Raw genomic sequence first — 21,117 nt, 5'->3', positions numbered from 1 at the left:
AGGACCGATGGCCCGCCCGAACAAGGGCAGAACTTAGGGCGAAGTTGGTCAGAAGAAAGGCAGAAGAGCCTCTCTTATTCCTGCACTTTCGAAGCACCAAACAAGTACTTTTGAAGTACGTTTTTCCTTTGTAAATCTGCTTACGCAACAGTTGCGTAAATAGTACTATATCTGTGCTATATCTGTGCTTAACGAGTGCTTGAAATATACAGGTTATATAGCCCCTTAAAAAGGCTAGAAATTTTAGCGTATTCATAATTTAGTTTGTTAGTGGTTACTTCGATAACCGACCGAAAAACTCAGCGACCTTTTTGCTCACTTCTATCTCTTTTTCAATGTGCTCTTTTGCTTCTGCTGTCAGCTGCATTTTACGGAGGTCTATATTGTGATGATAGGTGATACAATAAGCGATCAAGACGCGGTACAATGCGATTGCAAATTCCTGCATTTCCTCATCCTTCAGGAGCCTATTTTTTCCTGCGCCAGTATCAAGATATGTGCTCAAGAGCTGGAGTATATTAGCAGAAACAGCGTCTAGCGCATATTGATTCCAGAATGCCTCAATCTCCTTTATAGGATCATAATCGACCTTATGGACATCATAAATCATCCAATCAAAAGCAAATTGAAACGCTAAAATCCTGTTCATTTTTCAGTAAGTAAATCCGTAACCGAAAGTACATAGCATCCCCCCTCCGATTGAAATCAGCTTTTATTGGGAGCCGATGTTACTTAGTTCACATTTGTAATAATTAATTCATTCTTGGAGCCAGATCGCGTTTGATTGAGGGGTCACACAGGTGAATAATATTGGCGTTACGCGTTCCATGGCAAGAGAAGCCAAATCTAATTTGGCCAAACCAGCCGAGCTACTCGGGGGCCGTGATGATGTTCTTTGATCTTTGCTTTTTGTTCATAACTCGTTTATTGGTAACGAGTCTTGGCGGTTCGCAGGCAAATGATAAATGTGGGACTGCATACCGTACCTGAAATAAAGTTTCTGACGCCTTACACACCACGGATTTACAGCAGTACCCACATCTATCTTAATGCACAAATATAGCATAAAAGTATAGACATGGGTGTTAAAATCTGCTGTCTTGTGGTGTGGCGTCAGAATACAGGCACAAGACTCTTAATTTAAACACCTAAACTATAGATGATTTAATCTAATTTCTTACTAAAACAAAGATAATAAAGACGCATCATAAAATCAAATTTTTACATATAAATATGATACATAATTTTCTTTGCCAAATTGGCAAATGGCAAAATTAGTTTTCATCTCTCCCATTCAACTTTACAACATTAATGCTGTTAGGCGTATAAGAATACATTTCAATTTGTCTGCTAGCCAGCTCTCCAAAGGTATTGGAAAGAGTGCTAATTATATTGGAACAATGGAGAATGAGCAAAATGAGGGAAGCTACAGCGATGAAGTCTTGTCGGAAATAGTACTTTATATAAACAAATTAATTACAGAAAATCCTGCGTTAGAACTAGAATTTGAAGGAAAAACCCATTATACAATTTATGATCTATATCCTTCGGATGTACTCAGCAACGAAAAAGTAGTTAAAAAGGTCGATCCGATTCCGCTAGGATCTGGTCCGACTGTTACTTTAAATGCAATGATAGAATCTACAGACTTCTTTAAATCTCCTCGTACATTAAAAGAAATTGTCGAAGAATCCAACAAAGTTCAGAACAGGAATTGGGTGCTGCAAGATTTCACACAGCCTCTGGAAAACGCCGTGAAAGGTAGAAACAAAAGACTCAAGGTAGTGCTTAAAGGCGACGTAAACACGTACATCCTTATCAATAAGCAAAAAAAGGTTTAGTATCTTTGTGGTCAAAGAAATGGCCATTTTATGCTAGTTGATCATAAATATGAAATAATTAACATTATTGCCATGCCACGAATAGAGGTCGAAAAAATGCTCAATGTATTCCTTTTGAGAAAGAAAAAAGGTTATAGTCAATTCGAACTTTCTTTCCTCATGGGGCAACGAGACTTTTATGTTCGTGATGCGGAAGATCTTTCCCATACCTTAATTTATTCTGTACCATTTAATAATATCTTCCGAGAAATTTTTGATTGCGATATTCAGGCTATTGTTCCTGATCTAACTAGTGCTAACTATACTATTCAGATTTCAAAAGTTAATGATCATTCGGGCAATGTGGTTTATAAGGCTGAAAAAGTTTTCGATGATTGTCATACAGAGCTTTTAGGTATGTTAACCGCTGAACCCAAAAATTTATTGCTTGAATCCCAAAGCAAAATTTCAGAACAAGCTGTTAAAGACTGGGTATTGAATCAAATCTCCGCAGGATATTTTGGGGAACCCAAAAACGCCTTACATATTCTCAAAGATTGTGAGAAAAAGCTCGGAAGCACAATACGTCCGTTGTTTCTTGCGAATGCATTAAAATCTTGTAATGGTACCAAAGGAGCTCCTAAATTGATGAGTAAGAAAAATGGGAATGGGAGGTTTGTCTTTGGAGAATAAAATTGTTTCGCAAATTTAAGACAGGTACATTTATTATATTTACAAATTAGTCATTTATAAACCATTACCAGAACCTAATCAAACATGGATAGAAAAACAATATCTTCATTTATAGATTTCATAAATCATCTTGATGCTGTCGAAATGTCAGGATATGAAATCAATTTATTCCGTGGTCAATCCCATAATCATCCATTGCTACCAAGTATATGTAGAAAGAACTCATCTAAGGATACTACGGAATTGGAGCGTGATATGCTTAGTGATTTCAAACGTAGATCTTCCCTCCTGATAAAAAAAGAATTTACAACAGATTGGGAATGGTTAGTTTACGCACAACATTTTGGACTTAAAACGCGGCTCTTAGATTGGACTAGCAATCCACTTATCGCTCTTTGGTTCGCATGTCAAAATCTTAATAATATACATGATGATGCTTATTTGTATATTTTCTCTTGTGATAACAACATGCGCGTTGATATTGATAAGAAAACTTCCCCATTTGAAATTAGAAGTACCAAAATCCTAAAACCAATGTTAAACAATGAAAGAATAGTTGCTCAATATGGGTGGTTTACCGCCCACGCGTACTCAAGATCTGCCGGTAGGTTTGTTAAGTTGGAAACTAATAAAAAAGCTAAAAAGCACCTGACTGAAATCAAAATCCCTGCCAGCTTAAAGAAAAAGATCCTCCGAAAACTATCGGTCTTCGGGATTAATAGCGGAAGTGTCTACCCCGATATTAATGGGCTTAGTTTAAATTTAAATTGGGAATATTTGGAAGAAAAACATTAACTATAAGACCCTGGCACAACTCAAACTGTATCGCACACAATTTTATGGCAGGTTTCTGCAATTTAAAGCTAAGCGACAACAAGATCATGGTGGTAAGCAAACAATTATAGCATGATGTCATGGTTAAGTGGCCCTTAAAAATGGCGGCTGAACAGGCTAAGAAGAGCTTATTGTAGTTAGCGCAACTTAATCCAAAATAATTTAAGTAAATTTGGTAGAGAGTAATCAATGACCAAATGATTTTAAACAAGGAATACTATCAAACCCTTTGGGATAGATTTAGAAGTGCCGGTATGCTTGGTGTTTTTAATGATAATATTTCGTGTTTAACTACAAAACTCATATTAGAGCATAATCACAAAAATAAAGCGGTACATTTCAACTTTCAGAACTCTAAAGAAATTATTTTTGAAATTGGGCAATATTTATTTCTTGAATTTGCTAACGACATCTACAAAAACCATTATGACTTACCCACATTAACGAAAGGAAGTAGATTACGAGATAAAAGAAAATATACACACGGAAAAAAGCATGACTATGTTATAAAGGGTATAAGTAATGGAAGTTATTTACTGGAGCATACCAAAAATAAAGCTCAATTAAATATAAAATATGATGATTTGGTAAAAAAGTTTATTCCTATAGAACAAGGCACAAGACAAACAACGTTACAAGGTTACACTAAGTTTTTTTCTGACCTGAACAAAGCATTAAAGCTAGACTTTACACCTACAAACTTTGAAAAAAAAACTGTCTTCATAGCGAGAAAAACTTTATGGGATAGCTTACCGAACAGGAACAAAATCCCTTGTGCCTATTTACCCAATCCAAGAGAAGAACAAAACGCCTCTTGGATAAGGTCAATCCCTGCATTGCAGGATTGTTTGGCGTACTTTACACCAAAGTATGAAGTTTGTTATTCAAATATTCTTTTGAGAAACGAAAAAGTCAAAACTATTGTTGTATTTGACACAGAAGCAGATAAGATTGAACAAATGGTTTCCGATAAAAACCGTTTTGGTTTCAATCTCATAATCATTTCCAATAGCGATTTTTCTAAGCTTGTGAAAAGCCAATCTATTCCTTGTTGGAATTGGTTTAAAGAAGAAATTGAAATTGTGAACGCTTTATGATTAACTTCCGAAACATACCCAGTAACGAATTAGAAGTACACATCAAGAATCTTGATGAAAAAATTGCTTATGCCAATTTGAAACTTGGGATTGAATTAAAATCCTACGGAAACATTTTACGAATTGCCTTAAATGCAGTTCAATATGAAACGATTGAAAATTTAATTGAACGAGTTGAAATAAATCGAGAATTAGAAAATGCTTTGGACAATACAGGCGGTTATTCACTTGATTATTTGGATAACAATAATCCTAAAGCTGAATTGCTTGCAACGCTTTATTATCTCAAAGAGAATTTGCCGAAGCAAAAAGTTTTGTTTAACTTTTTGAATACTGAAACTGACAAAAGAATGATTGCCGTTTTTGATAACAATGATTTGGATTTTATCGACAAACACATCCAAAACGAAAAGATTGAAATTGTATCATTTTCAGCATTGAAAAGGACGGACATCCAAAACAAAGTTTTAGTTTTTCATTCGTTCAACGGACAAAGAGATTTTGACTATCTGTACAATTTGGATAATGAGATCCGTCTTATCGTTTACAAGCAAGAAAAGAACCTGTATCACAAATACCTTGACCAAAGAAAGAAACTTGTTGAACAGGAAATAAAATCAAATGACCGTTTGACAATTTGTGGAATTGAATACAAAGAAGTTCGAGATAATGTAACCGGTATTAGTTCTACAATAAATGATATAGTTTTCCGGTTAGACGAGATGAGTGACAGAGCTTATGATGGTTACAAAAACGAGAGTGATTTATTGCTAAACGAAATCGAAGAAAAGCTAATTTATAAAGTAACTTCCGATATAGACACGATACTTTTGGAAAGTAATGATACGGTTTTTACGGATAAAGGCGATTTGAATAAAATTTACAAAATCAAAATTGGTGATAAAATCAGAGTTTATCCAAAGGAACGGTTAGCAGAAAATTTGTATCAAGTTGCTGTTGAAACTGAACCTGATGTTTTTGGAAAAGTTGAAGAACATTCAAAACTTTGGAAGCAAATCATTGTAGAGTTACGAAACAAATATGGCAACGATTTACTCTATCAAAAACTAAAAGAAAAAGGACTTCGTATTATGCAAGCAACGCTTGATACCTACGGAGGGGAAAAAAGTTTAAGGAAATTTCCGATGTTCAATAACGATTTGAGAGCTATCTTGAAACTTTATTTTCAAGATAAATCGAATAGCGAAATTGACATCGTATTAAAACCAATCCTAAAGTCAAAAACTACTTATAATAGTACTATGATAGTGCTTGGTCGTGGCTTGAAACAAGAATTGCGTTTGTTTTTGAAAGAAAACAAAATAGGCGAAATTTTGCATAAGCGAAATTTCAACGAAAACACATTACAATCCTTTGTTGATGAATTTATGCCAATACATACCGTAGTAAGTAAAGATGTTTTTGATGAGAGTATTGAAACTTTGGAAGAAGAAGCCTTACAATTAATTGAATTATGAGCGTAAAAGAAAATAGAGATATAGTTATTGAGCGAGTTCAGAAAGAAATAATCGGCCCCGGTTCAGACCTTTTTCATTGTAAAAAAGATTTTAGCGATGAAATCATTGAAGGAAAGCCTTTACAACGGTACTTTTCGGGTATTTTATTTCCAAAACAATTACAACCAAATGGGAGTGATAATGGTGAACAGGAAATGAAAGATGAAGATGTGGACGATGTAGCCGATTTAAGTTCTGATAAGATTGAAGAAGAAAATAAACTTAAAGAAGTTTTTGAAGAAGACGAGGACGAAACAGACAAAACCGACACGCAACCAAAATACACAGCAAACACATTTTTTCCCTCACATTTCGGAATTACGTTTGCCGTTAAAAACACTTGTAAAAGGTTTAAAGCAATTGTTCGTTTTGGTAATTATATCAAAGCAAAGCCCGAAGAAATTAAAATTTCTTATGGTGGAGATAGTGTAAATTTATTGAGTGAATACGGATTGAATAGTGTTGTGAGTTACGATGAGGAAAACAAAACACTTTCTCAAACTAAAAAATTACAACGAACCAAAGACGGAAAAACAACCGCAGAATATCAGGCATTTCAAGACGGATTAAAGGCTTTTACCAAAGCCACTTCTTACGACCATGCTTTATACAAAACCATTTCAAAACTATTTTTCAAGGATAAATACAAACGTAACGATAACAAAATTGAAGTTGAAATAAACATTGCGGATATTCTTTCTGCCGACAATCAGCATATAGAATTAAAGTTATCTGAACAACTAAACGTAAATACTGAAAAATGGAGTAAAGAGATGAAAGAAAGTCTTGTATTTCATTTGAAACTCTATCCTGACTATGCAGATAAATACTACATCAGGGCAATTGTTGAAAATAAATCGTTGATTGCAAAAGGCAAGTTTTCACTTTCAAAAGAAAAAGTAAATCAATTGTCTTGTTTTCAGACCGAAATTAGAATTGAAAGCGAAAAATTGTTACCATTCAGAGATTACAAAGCACATCTTTATAAAACCGATGAAGATAGAATGTTGGATTATCTCTATCGTGATAAACTGGCTTTCGGGATTGGGCACAACACAGCTTGCACTTGGGAAAATGCTCAATCGCCTAACACACCACAATGGATACAATCTACATTTTTGCCGGAATACGATGTAAAAAGCCAAAGTTCGGAAACCGACAAAATCAGAGGCGAGATTCTTAACATCAAAAATCTTTCTGTTTACAACACAAGTAAAGACAACATTATTTCAAACCTTAGCAAAGTGGCAGAAGCGTATAAAACTTGGATTGAAGATGCGCGAAAAGAAGCTAACAAAAATGAATTAGGTTTGAAAAACATTACAAAATGCGAGCAAATTTACAAGCGTATTAGCAACGGAATAAGATTGCTTTCTGAGAACGAAAATGCGTTGCGTGCGTTTCAGTTGGCAAACACAGCAATTTATTTGCAGATGTTCCAAACGGCACAGCATTTTAGTAAGAAAAAAGAAGGTTTTGAAGTTTGGGAGCGAAACGAAGCGTTGCAACACAACTTTGATGATTACGACAATTTAGATTTTCCGTCAAGTAGAATACCTGAATGGCGACCGTTTCAGCTGGCTTTTATTCTGCAATGTTTAGCTTCGTTTGTAGATGAAAACAGCACAGAAAAAGAGTTGATTGATTTGTTGTACTTCCCCACAGGTGGCGGTAAAACAGAAGCGTATTTAGCAGTTTCAGCTTTTTTGATTTTTTGGCGAAGAATAAATTATTCCAACAATTATGGCGGTGTAAACATTATCATTCGTTACACCTTGCGTTTGCTTTCTGCACAGCAATTTGAACGAGCCTCAAAAATGATTTTAGCTTGTGAATTTATCCGAAGCCATTACAATGATTTAGGAGATAAGCCTGTTTCTATTGGTTTTTGGGTAGGAAATCAAACCATTCCAAACACATTAAAAGAAGCAGAAACCAAACTAAAAAAGGCGCAAGAAAAACTAAACACAGGTGAAAATCATGTTGTTAATCCTTTTCAATTATCAAATTGCCAGTGGTGTAACACAAAAATTATTTCAAGACTAAACCAAGACGACAAGGTTTTACAAATTGGACACAGAGTTGGAAAAGCAAATTTACAATGCCATTGTTTGAATGATGCTTGTCATTTTTCAGAAACCAAAGGCGGTTTGCCTGTTGTGTTGATTGATGAAGATATTTACAACAAACCGCCAACCGTTCTTTTTGCAACGGTAGATAAATTTGCAATGCTTGCGTGGAAAGGCGAAGCAACAACATTTTTCAACAATCGTAATAACAGAAAACCCGAGTTGATTATTCAAGACGAGTTGCACTTATTGAACGGAACTTTGGGAAGTTTAGTTGGTTTATTTGAAAACGCTTTGTTGAAACTTTGCGATAATCCGAAAATCATTGCTTCAACCGCAACTGTGAAAAATGTGGACAAACAAATTCAAGGTTTGTACGGACGAGAAGCCCGAGTATTTCCGCAATACGCAACAAATGCAGATGATACGTTTTTCTCGAAAGTCATTGAAGAAAGTAAACGAAAATACATCGGAATTTTGCCGACAGGAAAAACAACCGTTGTAACCAACTTGCAACTTTTGGCTTCATTACTTTTTGCAAGATTAGAAATTTGGAAACAATCAAGCGACAAAAAAGAAGCAGATAATTTTTGGACAATTCTTTCCTACTTCAAAAGTTTGAAGGAAATCGGACGTTTTTCAAACAAAATTAATTCCGAATTAAAGCCAATCATCAAGCAATTACAAGTTCGCTATTTGAATGATGATTTTATTTCAGCAAACAATTACAACAAACTTTCTTACCGAAATATTGAATTGACAAGCCGTATTCCCAATGAGAAAATCAAAAAGAATTTGGACTTATTAGAGAGAGAATTTGACGGTAACATGAAAGAACACACAGCTTACGATTTGGTTTTGGCAACCAATATGATTAGTGTAGGGCTTGATGTTGGTAGACTGGGTGTAATGGTAATGAACGGAATGCCACCAAACACAGCCGAATATATTCAGGCAAGTAGCCGTGTTGCACGGAAGAATGAAGGTTTGGTAATTACACTTTACGACCCCTTTAACACTCGTGATTTATCGTACTACGAGGATTTCGTCCAATTCCACAAAACATTCTACAAGCAAGTTCAACCATTAAGCGTAACCCCATTTGCCGAAAACGCTTTGGAAAAAATGTTGTTTACGCTTGTGCTTGCGTATTTCAGACACACGACACCATATACAGCCAATGACATGGCAAATGCTTTGATTGATGATAATGTAGAAAACGAATTACGAAGTAATTTAATTCAACTTTTCACTGAACACAAGTTTGCTCAAAACGATATTCAACTTATCACAGAAAAGATAGATGACATTTTGAGAGAGTGGAGGTATAAACTTGAATCAAATAAAGACTTGAAGCATTATTATTGGAAAGACCGCCCATCCTTAATTATTCCTATACAGGAAAAGAAAAATGACGATGACACATTAATAGCAATGCAATCAATGAGAAGCGTCGAGCCAACTGCTGAAATTTTAATTAAACAATATTAGAACTTATGCCGAACGATAAAATAAAACACGGAAGAAGCAAACATATTTCAAATTATGGCGGTGTAGGTTCATTGATTGAAACAACGGATAATTCTATCATCATAGAAACCTTTGATGAATGGGGGTACAGCGAACTGAACGAAAAGTTGGCTCATTACATTGTTAAAGACGACCGTTTATTACAACGCTTAAAAAATCGTTTTCCGAATTTGAAACATTTGGTTGCAATTCCAACCGATAGAGATTCGTTTTTGCATAACGTAAGACCAAAAGCAAGTTATTTTCCGAAATGGTTTTATTGCACACGTTGCAACCGTTTTGCAAATTATAGTGAATGGAAAAAACGGTGGACGGCTTCAGGAAAAAAGACTGACTTTTTCAATCCACCCAAATGCAGTAATAAGGATTGCAAGGAAAATCATTTGGAACAAATTCGTTTTGTAATGACCTGTAGTAACGGACATATTCACGATTTGCCGTGGGAATTTTGGAACAATCGTTTGTCAAGTGACATAAGCCAACAAAACGATGAAGAAAACGAAAATGCAACCGAAAAGCCAAATGGACCTCAATTAGACTTTACACAAACGTGCTGTGACAATCAAGACTTAATTTATAAAATTAGTCGTGAGAATACGGAACTCTCGGGTATTTGGATTGAATGTAAAAACTGTAAGAAGAGAGCAAATTTAAGAGGTGTTTTCAATTTTGAGCAACCTTGTCCTGGTAAGAAGTATTGGTTAAAACCCGATAACGGTAAGTTTCACGAAGAAGAATGTAAAGCAAACACGAGCGTGAAACTCAAAACAAGTAATAGCGTTTATTATGCCAATTCATTGGGTAGTTTATACATTCCAGAATTACAAAATCCGCTTTCTACGGAAATCAGAATTGACATTGACAACATGGTTGAAAGTGGGGATTTTACAAATGAGTTGATTGTTCAATTGGTAAGTATTCAGAAAAAAATTGACAAGGAACTAATTCAACAGTATTTGGAAACAGGCGACATCAAATACATTCCTGATAATATTTATAGGGAAACGGAATACAAGTATTTTTTAGAAAAAAAGCAACCTGATAACAAGCAAATCAAATTTCATGTAATTGACTGTAATGCACACATCAATGGTTTTTCCAAGCTCATAAAAATTGATAAACTCAAAAAGACGACTGTTCAAACTTCGTTTACTCGAAACGAACCGATTGATGTAGATTCAATTTTACAAAATTCAACAGATTACGAATACACGGTACAACGGCAATCTGTTTCTAAAAACAATTTTGAAACAAGAACTTTACCAGCATTAGAAAGTTATGGTGAAGGGATCTTATTTGTTTTAGACGAACATAAATTAAAACAATGGGAACGACAACTAGAAGTAATTGAGCGAACTGAAAAGATAAAATCAAATGCGGAAAATGTAGATTGGAAATCGCACCAAATCATTGCAAAATCGTTAACGCCAAGAAAAGTGTTGATACATACATTATCACATTTAATAATGCGTGAATTGGAATATGTGTGTGGCTATCCTACATCTTCTTTGTCGGAAAGGTTGTATGTTAGTGAAACAATGCATGGCTTTTTAATCTCCGCTTTTGATGGGACGGACGGTTATTTAGGCGGACTTTCAAATTTGTGCAACGATTTAAAAAATCTAAATAACATTATTAATAGTGCCATTTTCAGAGCAACTGATTGTTCTTCTGACCCGATCTGTATAGAATCCGAAGGACAAGGTGTAGGGCAATTGAACCTTTCAGCTTGTCATTCTTGTACACTGACACCCGAAACAACTTGTGAACTATCTAATCTATACCTTGACAGGAAATTAGTTGTAAGCAATGATTACGGGTTTTTCAATAATTTAGTTTCATAGATTAATTCCTTTTAGAGAATTAGAAAAAGCGTTACCAATGTGTTACAGACCGAAATTTAGTAGTTCCGAAAACTGTTCATGTATTGCTTCTGCAAGTCGGAAACGACGATTTCGCAACATGTAGAAAGGTAAAAGCGAAAATCTCATTGCGAGGCTGTCAAATTAAAAAGATGGGAATTGTTATGGTTATTAAAAGAAAGTTATTTTGTAACTTGGTAATGCCAAATTTAGTGGAGACATCACGAGTATTATTTGTGAGATGAAATCAAAGATTTAACCTAATTCAAAATGAAGCTTAATAGATTAATTATACATGAACTTATAAAGGAATCTGGAAAAACAGAAGTAGACTACACGCCGTCTGAATCTCTTTTATTGGTCAACGATGGATTAACTAAAATGATTGAGAATATTCATGAGTCATTTGAGAAGTCAATTACGAGTTACCATCGATTTAAAACTAATACTCAATCTGAACCTATTTATATAAATGCTCATAAATATATAAATAAAGATAAAACTGATAAAAGATTTCTTTCATGGAGTAAAACCGGAATGAGAAAATTAGAAGATCTTGTAGAGAATATACCTTTTGCAACAGGTGGTTTTTATGTTTTTTCGGATTATGAGCTGAAAGGAATAAATTTCTTATCGATTGTTATTGTGAGAAATAAAGATGCATTTAATATTTCTTGGGATGAAGAACATAAAATATATAGCGTAGATACTACACAAAATATAAATATCGAGCAAATGGCGATGGGATTCCGATTAAATGTAAATTCTTATGTTGCAAAGACAGATCGAAATTATATAGCAATAATAAGCAAAAGAACGGAAGATGCATCCCAGTATTTTAAGGATTGGGTTTGTGTAGATGATGGAACTAGTAGCAAAATTAACACAAATAATCTAATACAGATTATAAAAGAAATCGGTGAACCCGATACTTTTGATGGAGATGAGGATGATTTTTTAAAACATATTCATGATACTATTTGGAGTGAACAAAGAGCCAATAAAGGTTATATTAATGTCGATAGATTAAGTGATTTGTTTTATCAGGATCCATCATATTTAAGAACGTATGCGGAAGAAAGCTATGGTACTGAGTTAGATTCAGATTTTAAAGTTAATACAAGTTCTCTAAAAAAGCTTATACGGTATAAGGCGTCAGTAAAGGGTATAAGTGTAAGCCTAGACGTAGAGCACTTTCAAAACGAAACTGTAGAATTGAAAGATGGCTGTGTTATAATTAAAAACAGGTCAATTTATAACCAATTGTGGCAACAACGAAATGAAGAAAATTGACAATCTATCTGACTTACTGTTATTACACGAAATTATCGAGAAGTCAAAAGTTCTTCAGGATATCAGGTACGAAAACGGTTCATTAGAAATAGAGCTTAAAGAAGATATTTCAGCTATCACTAGTGACTTGCAAAGTTCCAATATTGATTTCGATAAGTCTGGAAGTAAAATAATTGAAATTAATATTGATAAAAGCCAAATACTCTTTTTTCAAAATAAGGATACTTTTTATGATCGAGTTTGTTCAAATAATTTATCCCTTGATGGCAGGGATATTTTTATTTGGGATTATGATAAAACCTGTATATTATATGAAAATTTCTCAAAGGAGAGAGCTGCTAATGATGAGACAAAAAATGGAGGCTTTATCCTCAACGTCGTACAATATCGTGATCTTTTGAATATTTTTTTGGACATAAAAAACCAATTGATAGAATTGGAGAAAGCGCATCCGCAAAATGAACTTTTCTTTGCCTCAAAAGGTGACGACAATTTGTTGGTAAAAATCAATTACCAAAAAAAAGTAGATGAACTATACAATAGAAAATTTGAGTATCTTAATATCGATAAATTTTTAGAAAGAATAAACAATCAAGAATGGTTAGCTTGTTTCAAAAATACCATCTGCGCTTTTTTTGACAAACAATCAGATTCCAAGAAAACTTTCTTTTGGCTTTATGAGAATTTTGAGTATTTGTTTGCTAACACAGAGAAGAGCTATTTTCTTTACATAAGTAAGTTCTCTTTTGATAAGATTTCTAAACTATTCAAAAAGGATCAGGAGCAATATTTTAATAGTTTAAATGATTATCAGAACAAGCTCAGTGGACAATTAATATCCATTCCTTTAACGATTGGGGCAGCATTATTGAGTAGTAACTTTGTGACAAATAATGGGTTGGCAAATAGCTTTGTTGTGTATCTTATCTCCGCCTATGTAATTTTTGTTATGGGTACAATAGGGTTTGTCTTTTTCGATCTAATTAAACTAAAGAAAGACATAACGGACGAACGTGATAATTTTCAAAAGAGGTATTCTAATATATACGAGAATTTCAAACAAGACTTTGACTATATTTTATGTAAATCAAGGTGGATGATTGGTTTTGCAGTATTTTTATTGGTACTATTTTTAAGTATTTTATTAATAGTATGGATTGGCCCTACTGAGGAGCTGAAAAAGGATTTTATTTTAATTTAAATTTACTTTTTCTTGACTGCCTGCATAATCCGGAGGATATGCACCCAAAATCCGGTTGTTGATCCAGTCCGATCAGGTGTTCATATCTCTGCCAATCCGGCATATATATTCATTTTTCTGCTTCAAAATGACTAAAGAGTTTTTAAAAAATATTTTAACCCAGGACACACATTTATTTAAATATTATATTTGCATATATAAATGATTTTTCATGAAAAGAAACAATATAAAAGACAACCTATTTTTGCTTTTTTTATTTCTAACTTCTATATGTATCAATAGCTGTCAAAAGATAAACAGCACAATCGAAAATAGTGGAAATTACAATATCACCAGTGAAGAAGTAAAAGAAGTTTTAAAAGTTACCCACAGGTCATTCAAACATAAAAATCTGGAAATTCTACAAAATGAATTACTGAATTCTAAGCCAGTTCTCTATGTTAAAACTTTGGGAGATACTTTGGTGAAATATGTTGTCCCCGTTTTAAATGATGATCATACTGTAAAGGGTTATCTTTCATTTACAACAGATGCGGCTTTCAATTTTTTGAAATATGAGATATTGGACAGCAGAGCGATCCAGCAGAAGTCAACTGTGGAATTAGGAGAAGCTTTTTATCTATTCGAAACTATGCAAAAAAACGGATATAAGATCAATTCGGCCATCGAAAATCTAATTATTCAAAAAAAGATAGATAAATCAAATTTAAATGCGCAAGATATAAACGGGCTAGGCAAATTTGTAAAAAAATCTGCCGCCAAGGCTGGCAACAGCGATCAGCGATGTACTGCCATAATGCAAGTTCAATTTGCTGGTGTCGGAAGTGTCTGTAATCCGGGTGACTTTAATATTTTGGCAGAACATCTAACTCAAAAAATTAGAGAATATTTTTCAAATAAGGGAGGGCAGGCATATTTTGAAAATCAAGAAATTAAGGTTATCGCTCCTGATCTATGGGAATTTAACTTCCAGAATACGGCACAAGATAAGATTATTTCGCTGATGCAATATAATATTCCTATCATACCGTGTATAGGTTCTAATACCAATCCTCGGGTAACTTACTATTCAAAGTGGTGTACTGGAGAAGATCCGGAGGAACCATTTCCCGGAGAAGATGATGGATCTGGAGGAGGATCAAATCAGAGTCCAGAAGAAATAGATGACTACCTATCTCCTGAACAGCAGCAGCAGCTTTTAATCAATCGTATTTGTCCACAGTCTTTTGCTTTTACAAGTGTAGTAGAGGCTGGAAGTGGTCTTCCAGGGTGGAAAGAAGCATCGTTAAAAGGTGTTACTGTTAATACAATTGCAGATAGCTATTTTGAAAATATTTGGACAGTAGTTACAACAGGTACCCCTATAGTTTCATCAACATTTAATCTTGAAATCGGTGTTAGCGGCGATAGGCCCAGTACACAAGCATCGCTAGTGGCGGCTGAGGCAGCCAATACTGCTATGAATAATATTTTAAAAAAGTATTCTTATAAAGCTGTTAAGAGACAAATGGAACTAGGAAAATTTCCCGTATATTTCATAGCGGAAATGGTATTGCAGATAAAAAAAATATATCCAGAAGCAACAGTATCTTCGAATCTGAGTGGCCGCACGGTCGCCAAAACACCAATGACAGGTTGTCAATAATTTATATATGGAAAAGATTAAGAACATAATTAATAATTATTTTGATAGGGATTTCTTTTGGAAACACTATGAAAATGGATCTCCTAAATTAATAAATATCTATAAGAGGAGTGACAAATTCGAACAGGAAAATCCTGATCTTGTGAATAGAATTTTGGATAAGTTTCACACCGATTTCCCACAATATCAGATCAAGAGGTTTAGACCTTTCATTAAAGAAGATCGTGGGATTAATTTTGAAGTACGTATTGGAGCATCAGAGGTTTATGTGATTTGGGTAAGTATTTTTAACTTTTTCCTCGCATGGAAATTAGGTAATGAGATTCCTTTTTCTTCGAAAACATATATTGAACAGGGCGAATCAAATATTATTGATTGTATTTATGCCATGGTGGTCATTCCATGCATAGATGTTGAATGGTTACCACGGGAAATTGCTTATAAAGAGATAGAAGAATTTAATGGAGCAAATTATCCTGGTTATCTGGAAGACGATGAAATTTTTAACGAGCCAATTTTTATAGTCGATACATTAGCAAGAACTTGATATCCATTTTCACGTTTATATCCTTTGAATGAACTAGATGACTATCATTCTCAAACTTTAATAAAATATAATAAGGTTTTAAATCCTTATACCCTATAAAAATTGATTTTATTGAATCATAGGTCTTAAAAAACGTCTGATTGGTGGCAATATTAAATTGCATATCCTCAGTCCAAGCATTACAGTACGTCTATTGATACCGGTTTCCCTTTCGATGGAACGCTGGGAAAAGCCACGTTCCAAAAACAGCAATATCTGTCTTATTTTCTGCATATTTAGAGGTCTGTTTGCCATATCGTTAGGTCTAATACAGTCCCCAACTTAGCAATCTTTTTTCTTAAATATCCAGTGGTGTACTTTGCCGCGGAATTATTGGTGCACTTTGTGTCGGAATGGCAGTCTTTTAGGAATCGTTTAAAAGACCTTCAACTTATAATTAGGCTGCTAGAACTCTATACCAAAGTGGTGTATTTTGCAGCGGAATTACTGGTGGATATACTTGAACAAGCTGACCCCTCAAAATTGAAATAGATTTAGGGATGCATATTGCGTTTAAAGCTGTTATTCAACTGCCATACTGGCTCATGTTGACCCCCTAATTTATTTTTCAGTTCATTTCGCTGGAGCATACTGACCCCTTAGCAAGTAGTTTTTGTTACTTAGTGATCAAACAATTTGGATCACTGATGGCTGGAAAACCAAAACGAATGAGTCAGATAAAGCAATTAATCAGATTGTACCAGAGCGGTAGCGGGATAAAAACAATCGCCCGCATCCTTGGTATGAGCAAGAATACGGTGAAGTCCTATCTCAAAAAGATGGCCGACGGCGGTTTCAATACGGAAGAACTTCTTAAACAGGAGGATCCCCTGTTGGAAAAGTCGTTCCACGCAGGGAATCCTGCTTACAAGGCAGACAAGTTTGAGTACCTAAAAAGCCGTCTTGACTATTATGAAAAAGAACTTAAGCGTACCGGAGTTACCAAGCTGCTGCTCTGGCAGGAATATATAGAAAGTGATCCCACCGGTTATAGCTATCCACAGTTCAACTATCATTTAAGGCAACAGCTTGTCTCGCGCAAGGGCAGCATGGTGATTGAACATACCGCCGGCGATAAACTATATATTGACTTTTCCGGAAAAAAGCTCCATTATATTGACAGGTCCACCGGGGAGCTGGTCGCCTGTGAGGTATTTGTGGCCTGCCTGCCCTTTTCAGACTATGCGTTTGCAATCGCTGTACCATCTCAGCAGACCCCCGACTTTTTTTATGCACTGAGCAGCTGCCTGGAGTCTCTTGGCGGTGTGCCAAAGGCCATTGTTCCCGACAATCTCAAAGCAGCGGTCATCAGGGCCGATAAATATGAGCCGGTCCTGAACCAGGCCATGGAGGACTTTGCCAATCACTACGGCACAGCTGTGGTTCCGGCGCGTGCAGGCCGCCCAAAAGATAAATCATTGGTAGAAAATCAGGTGAAAATGATCTATACCCGTGTTTTTGCACCACTGAGAAACAGGCAGTTCTTTGATATCCATACGCTCAATGAAGCTATAAAGGTATGTATGTTAAAGCACAACCAGACCCGGATGCAGCAAAAACCATACTGTCGGGAAGAGCGGTTCTTAAGTTCCGAAAAATCAACATTGGGCGAACTTCCCAAAGAACGCTTCGAGCTGAAGAGCTATGCTGAACTCAAAGTTGGGGATAACGGACATATCTACCTGCAGCGCAATAAACACTATTACAGCGTACCCTTTGCTTATATCGGAGCAAAGGTAAAGATCATTTACACACGCAGTATGCTCTGGATCTATTGTCGGGGCAAACAGATTGCCTCGCACATACGCAGTTACAGGGAAAATGCGTACACCACTCTGGCGGCACATTTAAAGTCCGAACATCAGGCGTATAAGAACCGCTCGCATGAAACGTACCTGACAAGGGCAAAAGCACACTCTGCGGAGTTCGCCAAACTTCTGGAGGCTCTGTTTGAACGGGCACGTTATCCCGAACAGTTATTCCGTACCTGTGACGGACTGTTCAGGCTAAAACGGGATTTCCCGGCAGAAGAGTTTGACAAAGCATGCAGTTACGTACTAAAAAACAAGCTATATACCTACTACTGCTTTAGGAATGTACTTGAAAACGGAACAGCAAACAGTCAGCAGGAAACTTCCGTAAAAAGCTCCCTGCCGGCGCATGCCAATATCAGGGGGAGAGCATACTATGCAGGCAGCCAGCCGACACTGTTTGATCAGCCAAACGATGGACCGGCAATACAATGATCGGCAGGAATGAACAGAATAAAATAAACAATAATAAAATAAGATGAATATTGAAACACAGATGAGAGCGTTGCGCTTACATGGTATGGAGCGTAACTGGAAAGCATTGAATGAAACCCGCCGCAGTACAGAACTCTCCCTTTCCGAAGGACTGTCCCTATTGCTTCAGGCAGAATCAGATGAACGGGATGAAAAAAGGTTTGAGCGCCTCAAACAGAATGCCGGGTTCCGCTATCAGGCTTCCATAGAAGAAATAAACATGGTCGCTACCAGAGGTTTGGACAAGGGATTGATCACTACGCTGGCTACCGGCGAATACATCAAAAAAGGAGATCCTATACTCATCAGCGGTGCTACCGGCTGTGGGAAGAGCTTCCTCTCTTCGGCATTGGGCCATCATGCCTGTGCGCAGGGGTATAAAGTCCTGTACTTTAATCTGCAAAAACTACTTCTAAAAACTAAAATGGCCCGCCTGGAAGGTACACTGCACAAGCTGATGGACAGGATATCAAAAACAGACCTACTTATTGTCGATGACTTCGGCCTGGTAAATCTGGACCAGCAGCAAAGGCTGGATCTGATGGAAATAATCGAAGATAGACACGCTAAGGCCTCGACAATAATTGCCAGTCAGTTACCTGTGGCCAGTTGGTATGATGTAATCGGTGAAGATACAATTGCAGACGCAATACTCGATAGACTGATCCATGGATCTTACAGAATCGAACTTAAAGGCGAAAGTCTAAGAAAAAAGAAGTAATATTGTCAGGTCATCAGTTGGACTGAAGAAAGCCTTGATAGAGGGGTCAGTATGTCCAGCGGAGGGGTCAACTTCAACATTATATCCAACTGGTGTACTTTGGTGCGGAATAGTGGTGTAATATGGTGCGGAATATGCAAAGGTTGGGTGACAATACACAGAACGTTATTGATTTGAAAACCTTACCCCTTGTTTATTCTGCAATACCATACATGGCCTTAGCGTTAAACGAGATCAAATGTTGTCGGGTGATAAAATAGTCTAGCCCAAGGTCTTTGAACGATAGGTGCATAACCAGTTCACTGGGCGATGCATTAATTTCTTTATTTTCACATTAAACTTTACTATTTTAGTAAACACTTAAGGATTCCATATCCTCAATCAATAACGCTATTTTAAATGTCTGAAGATCAAAAGAAAATATTGGAGCAACAGCTCTGGAATATTGCCAATACTTTGCGAGGAAAAATGAACGCGGATGAGTTTCGTGATTATATACTAGGATTTATCTTCTATAAGTACTTAGCGGAGAAAATGGAAATTTATGCTAATTCTATTTTGGAGCAGGACAATATTCAATTCAGAGATATAAACGAAAATACTCAAAAAGGGAAAGAATATATAGAAGCCATCAAAGAAGAAGCTCTCGAAACGCTAGGATATTTTCTAAAACCCTCTGAATTATTCGGCGAAATAGCGAAACGTGGAAGCAGCGGTTCGAATACCTTTATTCTGGAAGATCTGCAAAAAATCTTGACCAATATCCAATTAAGTACAATGGGTACACAAAGTGAAGAAGACTTTGACAACCTATTTGAAGATATGGATCTCAATAGTACAAAACTTGGCAAAACAGCTGAGGCTAGAAATGCTATCATCGCCAAAGTCTTGGTACACTTGGATGAAATTGATTTCAAATTAGAACATACAGAATTAGATGTATTGGGTGATGCCTACGAATATCTAATTGGTCAGTTTGCTAGTGGTGCGGGTAAAAAAGCTGGCGAGTTTTATACACCACAAGAGGTTTCCAAAATCCTTGCTAAAGTAGTCACTACAGGAAAAAACAGATTAAAATCTGTCTATGACCCAACATGTGGTTCTGGCTCTCTCCTACTTCGTGTAGCCCGTGAAGTAAAAGATGTTAATAATTTCTACGGACAAGAGATGAACCGTACCACGTACAATCTTGCTCGGATGAATATGATACTCCACGGAGTACATTATCTCAAATTCGATATTAAGCAAGAGGACACACTGGAGCACCCCCAACATCTAAATGATATGCCTTTTGAGGCAATCGTTGCAAACCCTCCGTTCTCAGCGAACTGGAGTGCGAATCCATTATTCCTTAATGACGACAGGTTTAGCCAATACGGGAAATTAGCTCCTTCAAGCAAAGCTGATTTTGCATTTGTCCAACACATGATTTATCACCTTGCCGAGAATGGTACTATGGCAATCGTATTGCCGCATGGTGTCTTATTCCGTGGCGCTGCTGAATTACACATTCGGAAATACTTAATTGAACAGAAAAACTATTTGGACGCCGTAATAGGTCTACCTGCTAATATTTTTTACGGTACTAGTATTCCTACTTGTATTTTGGTATTCAAGAAGTGTAGAGAAACTCCGGACGATATCCTGTTCATAGATGCTAGTAAGGAATTCGAGAAAGTGAAGAATCAAAATATGCTCAGAGATGAGCATATCAATAAGATTGTAGATACCTACCGTAATAGAGTTGCAATTGATAAATACAGCCATCTTGCAAGTTTAAAAGAGGTTGCTGAAAACGATTACAACCTCAATATTCCTCGTTATGTAGATACTTTTGAAGCCGAGGAAGAAATCGATATACAGGCCGTCATGCAGGAAATCAAATCCTTAGAAGCTAAACGAGCCCAATTGGATCAGGAGATTGATGTTTATTTCAAGGAATTAGGTCTTGTCTTTTAATTTTC

Annotated in this window: 15 protein-coding genes; 14 read left to right on the top strand and 1 reads right to left on the bottom strand. The window is 36.0% G+C overall.

Features of this window, described 5'->3' with window-relative positions:
* Positions 1-274 precede the first annotated feature (274 nt).
* Entirely contained in the window at positions 275-649 is a 375-nt protein-coding gene (locus FGL37_RS13985; RefSeq protein ID WP_028069711.1) for a hypothetical protein, read from the bottom strand.
* 616 nt (positions 650-1,265) lie between these two features.
* Here FGL37_RS13985 and FGL37_RS13980 point away from each other — a divergent pair.
* The 14 genes from FGL37_RS13980 (at position 1,266) to FGL37_RS13915 (ending at position 21,112) form a co-directional block, all read left to right on the top strand.
* Positions 1,266-1,841, top strand: coding sequence for a hypothetical protein (locus FGL37_RS13980; RefSeq protein ID WP_028069710.1), 576 nt, complete (start codon positions 1,266-1,268; stop codon positions 1,839-1,841).
* A 30-nt stretch (positions 1,842-1,871) separates the two neighbouring features.
* Positions 1,872-2,513 carry a hypothetical protein gene (locus FGL37_RS13975; RefSeq protein ID WP_028069709.1) on the top strand — a complete coding sequence of 214 codons (642 nt, stop codon included), beginning with the start codon at positions 1,872-1,874 and terminating at the stop codon, positions 2,511-2,513.
* Between the two features lie 84 nt (positions 2,514-2,597).
* A complete protein-coding gene (locus tag FGL37_RS13970) occupies positions 2,598-3,308 on the top strand; it encodes an FRG domain-containing protein (RefSeq protein WP_051606797.1) in 711 nt (236 codons plus the stop codon).
* Between the two features lie 236 nt (positions 3,309-3,544).
* Positions 3,545-4,444, top strand: a complete 900-nt coding sequence (locus FGL37_RS13965; RefSeq protein ID WP_028069708.1) for a hypothetical protein — start codon at positions 3,545-3,547, stop codon at positions 4,442-4,444.
* On the top strand, positions 4,441-5,922 hold the full coding sequence (locus FGL37_RS13960; RefSeq protein WP_028069707.1) for a DISARM anti-phage system protein DrmE domain-containing protein: 1,482 nt from the start codon (positions 4,441-4,443) through the stop codon (positions 5,920-5,922). The genes FGL37_RS13965 and FGL37_RS13960 overlap by 4 nt, the downstream gene beginning before the upstream one ends.
* Complete coding sequence (locus FGL37_RS13955; protein WP_028069706.1) at positions 5,919-9,521, top strand: helicase-related protein; 3,603 nt, start codon at positions 5,919-5,921, stop codon at positions 9,519-9,521. Before FGL37_RS13960 ends, FGL37_RS13955 begins: the two co-directional genes overlap by 4 nt.
* Before the next feature lie 5 nt (positions 9,522-9,526).
* Positions 9,527-11,404 carry an MrfA Zn-binding domain-containing protein gene (gene drmB, locus FGL37_RS13950; protein ID WP_028069705.1) on the top strand — a complete coding sequence of 626 codons (1,878 nt, stop codon included), beginning with the start codon at positions 9,527-9,529 and terminating at the stop codon, positions 11,402-11,404.
* A 288-nt stretch (positions 11,405-11,692) separates the two neighbouring features.
* Complete coding sequence (locus FGL37_RS13945) at positions 11,693-12,715, top strand: nucleoid-associated protein (protein ID WP_028069704.1); 1,023 nt, start codon at positions 11,693-11,695, stop codon at positions 12,713-12,715.
* Positions 12,702-13,916 carry a hypothetical protein gene (locus tag FGL37_RS13940; protein WP_028069703.1) on the top strand — a complete coding sequence of 405 codons (1,215 nt, stop codon included), beginning with the start codon at positions 12,702-12,704 and terminating at the stop codon, positions 13,914-13,916. The genes FGL37_RS13945 and FGL37_RS13940 overlap by 14 nt, the downstream gene beginning before the upstream one ends.
* Before the next feature lie 211 nt (positions 13,917-14,127).
* Entirely contained in the window at positions 14,128-15,561 is a 1,434-nt protein-coding gene (locus FGL37_RS13935; RefSeq protein ID WP_028069702.1) for a hypothetical protein, read from the top strand.
* Positions 15,562-15,568: 7 nt separating this feature from the next.
* A complete protein-coding gene (locus FGL37_RS13930; RefSeq protein ID WP_028069701.1) occupies positions 15,569-16,108 on the top strand; it encodes a hypothetical protein in 540 nt (179 codons plus the stop codon).
* 707 nt (positions 16,109-16,815) lie between these two features.
* A complete protein-coding gene (gene istA / locus FGL37_RS13925; RefSeq protein ID WP_232048695.1) occupies positions 16,816-18,393 on the top strand; it encodes an IS21 family transposase in 1,578 nt (525 codons plus the stop codon).
* 43 nt (positions 18,394-18,436) lie between these two features.
* Positions 18,437-19,153: an IS21-like element helper ATPase IstB gene (istB, locus tag FGL37_RS13920; RefSeq protein WP_138096862.1), complete on the top strand. Its 717-nt coding sequence runs from the start codon at positions 18,437-18,439 to the stop codon at positions 19,151-19,153.
* A 399-nt stretch (positions 19,154-19,552) separates the two neighbouring features.
* Positions 19,553-21,112 (top strand): type I restriction-modification system subunit M, encoded by a 1,560-nt coding sequence (locus tag FGL37_RS13915; protein ID WP_028071651.1) that lies wholly within the window; start codon positions 19,553-19,555, stop codon positions 21,110-21,112.
* The last annotated feature ends 5 nt before the right edge of the window (positions 21,113-21,117 follow it).

This window comes from Sphingobacterium thalpophilum, from assembly GCF_901482695.1.
GTDB lineage: Bacteria > Bacteroidota > Bacteroidia > Sphingobacteriales > Sphingobacteriaceae > Sphingobacterium > Sphingobacterium thalpophilum.
The sequence above is the reverse complement of the archived record's forward strand: the minus strand, read 5'-3'. Positions and strand labels throughout refer to the sequence as shown.

Excerpts from the sequence above, each read along its gene's own strand:
- FGL37_RS13985 (WP_028069711.1), bottom strand. The coding sequence starts at position 649 with ATGAACAGGATTTTAGCGTTTCAATTTGCTTTTGATTGGATGATTTAT.
- FGL37_RS13980 (WP_028069710.1), top strand. The coding sequence starts at position 1,266 with ATGGCAAAATTAGTTTTCATCTCTCCCATTCAACTTTACAACATTAAT.
- FGL37_RS13975 (WP_028069709.1), top strand. The coding sequence starts at position 1,872 with ATGCTAGTTGATCATAAATATGAAATAATTAACATTATTGCCATGCCA.
- FGL37_RS13970 (WP_051606797.1), top strand. The coding sequence starts at position 2,598 with ATGGATAGAAAAACAATATCTTCATTTATAGATTTCATAAATCATCTT.
- FGL37_RS13965 (WP_028069708.1), top strand. The coding sequence starts at position 3,545 with ATGATTTTAAACAAGGAATACTATCAAACCCTTTGGGATAGATTTAGA.
- FGL37_RS13960 (WP_028069707.1), top strand. The coding sequence starts at position 4,441 with ATGATTAACTTCCGAAACATACCCAGTAACGAATTAGAAGTACACATC.
- FGL37_RS13955 (WP_028069706.1), top strand. The coding sequence starts at position 5,919 with ATGAGCGTAAAAGAAAATAGAGATATAGTTATTGAGCGAGTTCAGAAA.
- drmB (WP_028069705.1), top strand. The coding sequence starts at position 9,527 with ATGCCGAACGATAAAATAAAACACGGAAGAAGCAAACATATTTCAAAT.
- FGL37_RS13945 (WP_028069704.1), top strand. The coding sequence starts at position 11,693 with ATGAAGCTTAATAGATTAATTATACATGAACTTATAAAGGAATCTGGA.
- FGL37_RS13940 (WP_028069703.1), top strand. The coding sequence starts at position 12,702 with ATGAAGAAAATTGACAATCTATCTGACTTACTGTTATTACACGAAATT.
- FGL37_RS13935 (WP_028069702.1), top strand. The coding sequence starts at position 14,128 with ATGAAAAGAAACAATATAAAAGACAACCTATTTTTGCTTTTTTTATTT.
- FGL37_RS13930 (WP_028069701.1), top strand. The coding sequence starts at position 15,569 with ATGGAAAAGATTAAGAACATAATTAATAATTATTTTGATAGGGATTTC.
- istA (WP_232048695.1), top strand. The coding sequence starts at position 16,816 with ATGAGTCAGATAAAGCAATTAATCAGATTGTACCAGAGCGGTAGCGGG.
- istB (WP_138096862.1), top strand. The coding sequence starts at position 18,437 with ATGAATATTGAAACACAGATGAGAGCGTTGCGCTTACATGGTATGGAG.
- FGL37_RS13915 (WP_028071651.1), top strand. The coding sequence starts at position 19,553 with ATGTCTGAAGATCAAAAGAAAATATTGGAGCAACAGCTCTGGAATATT.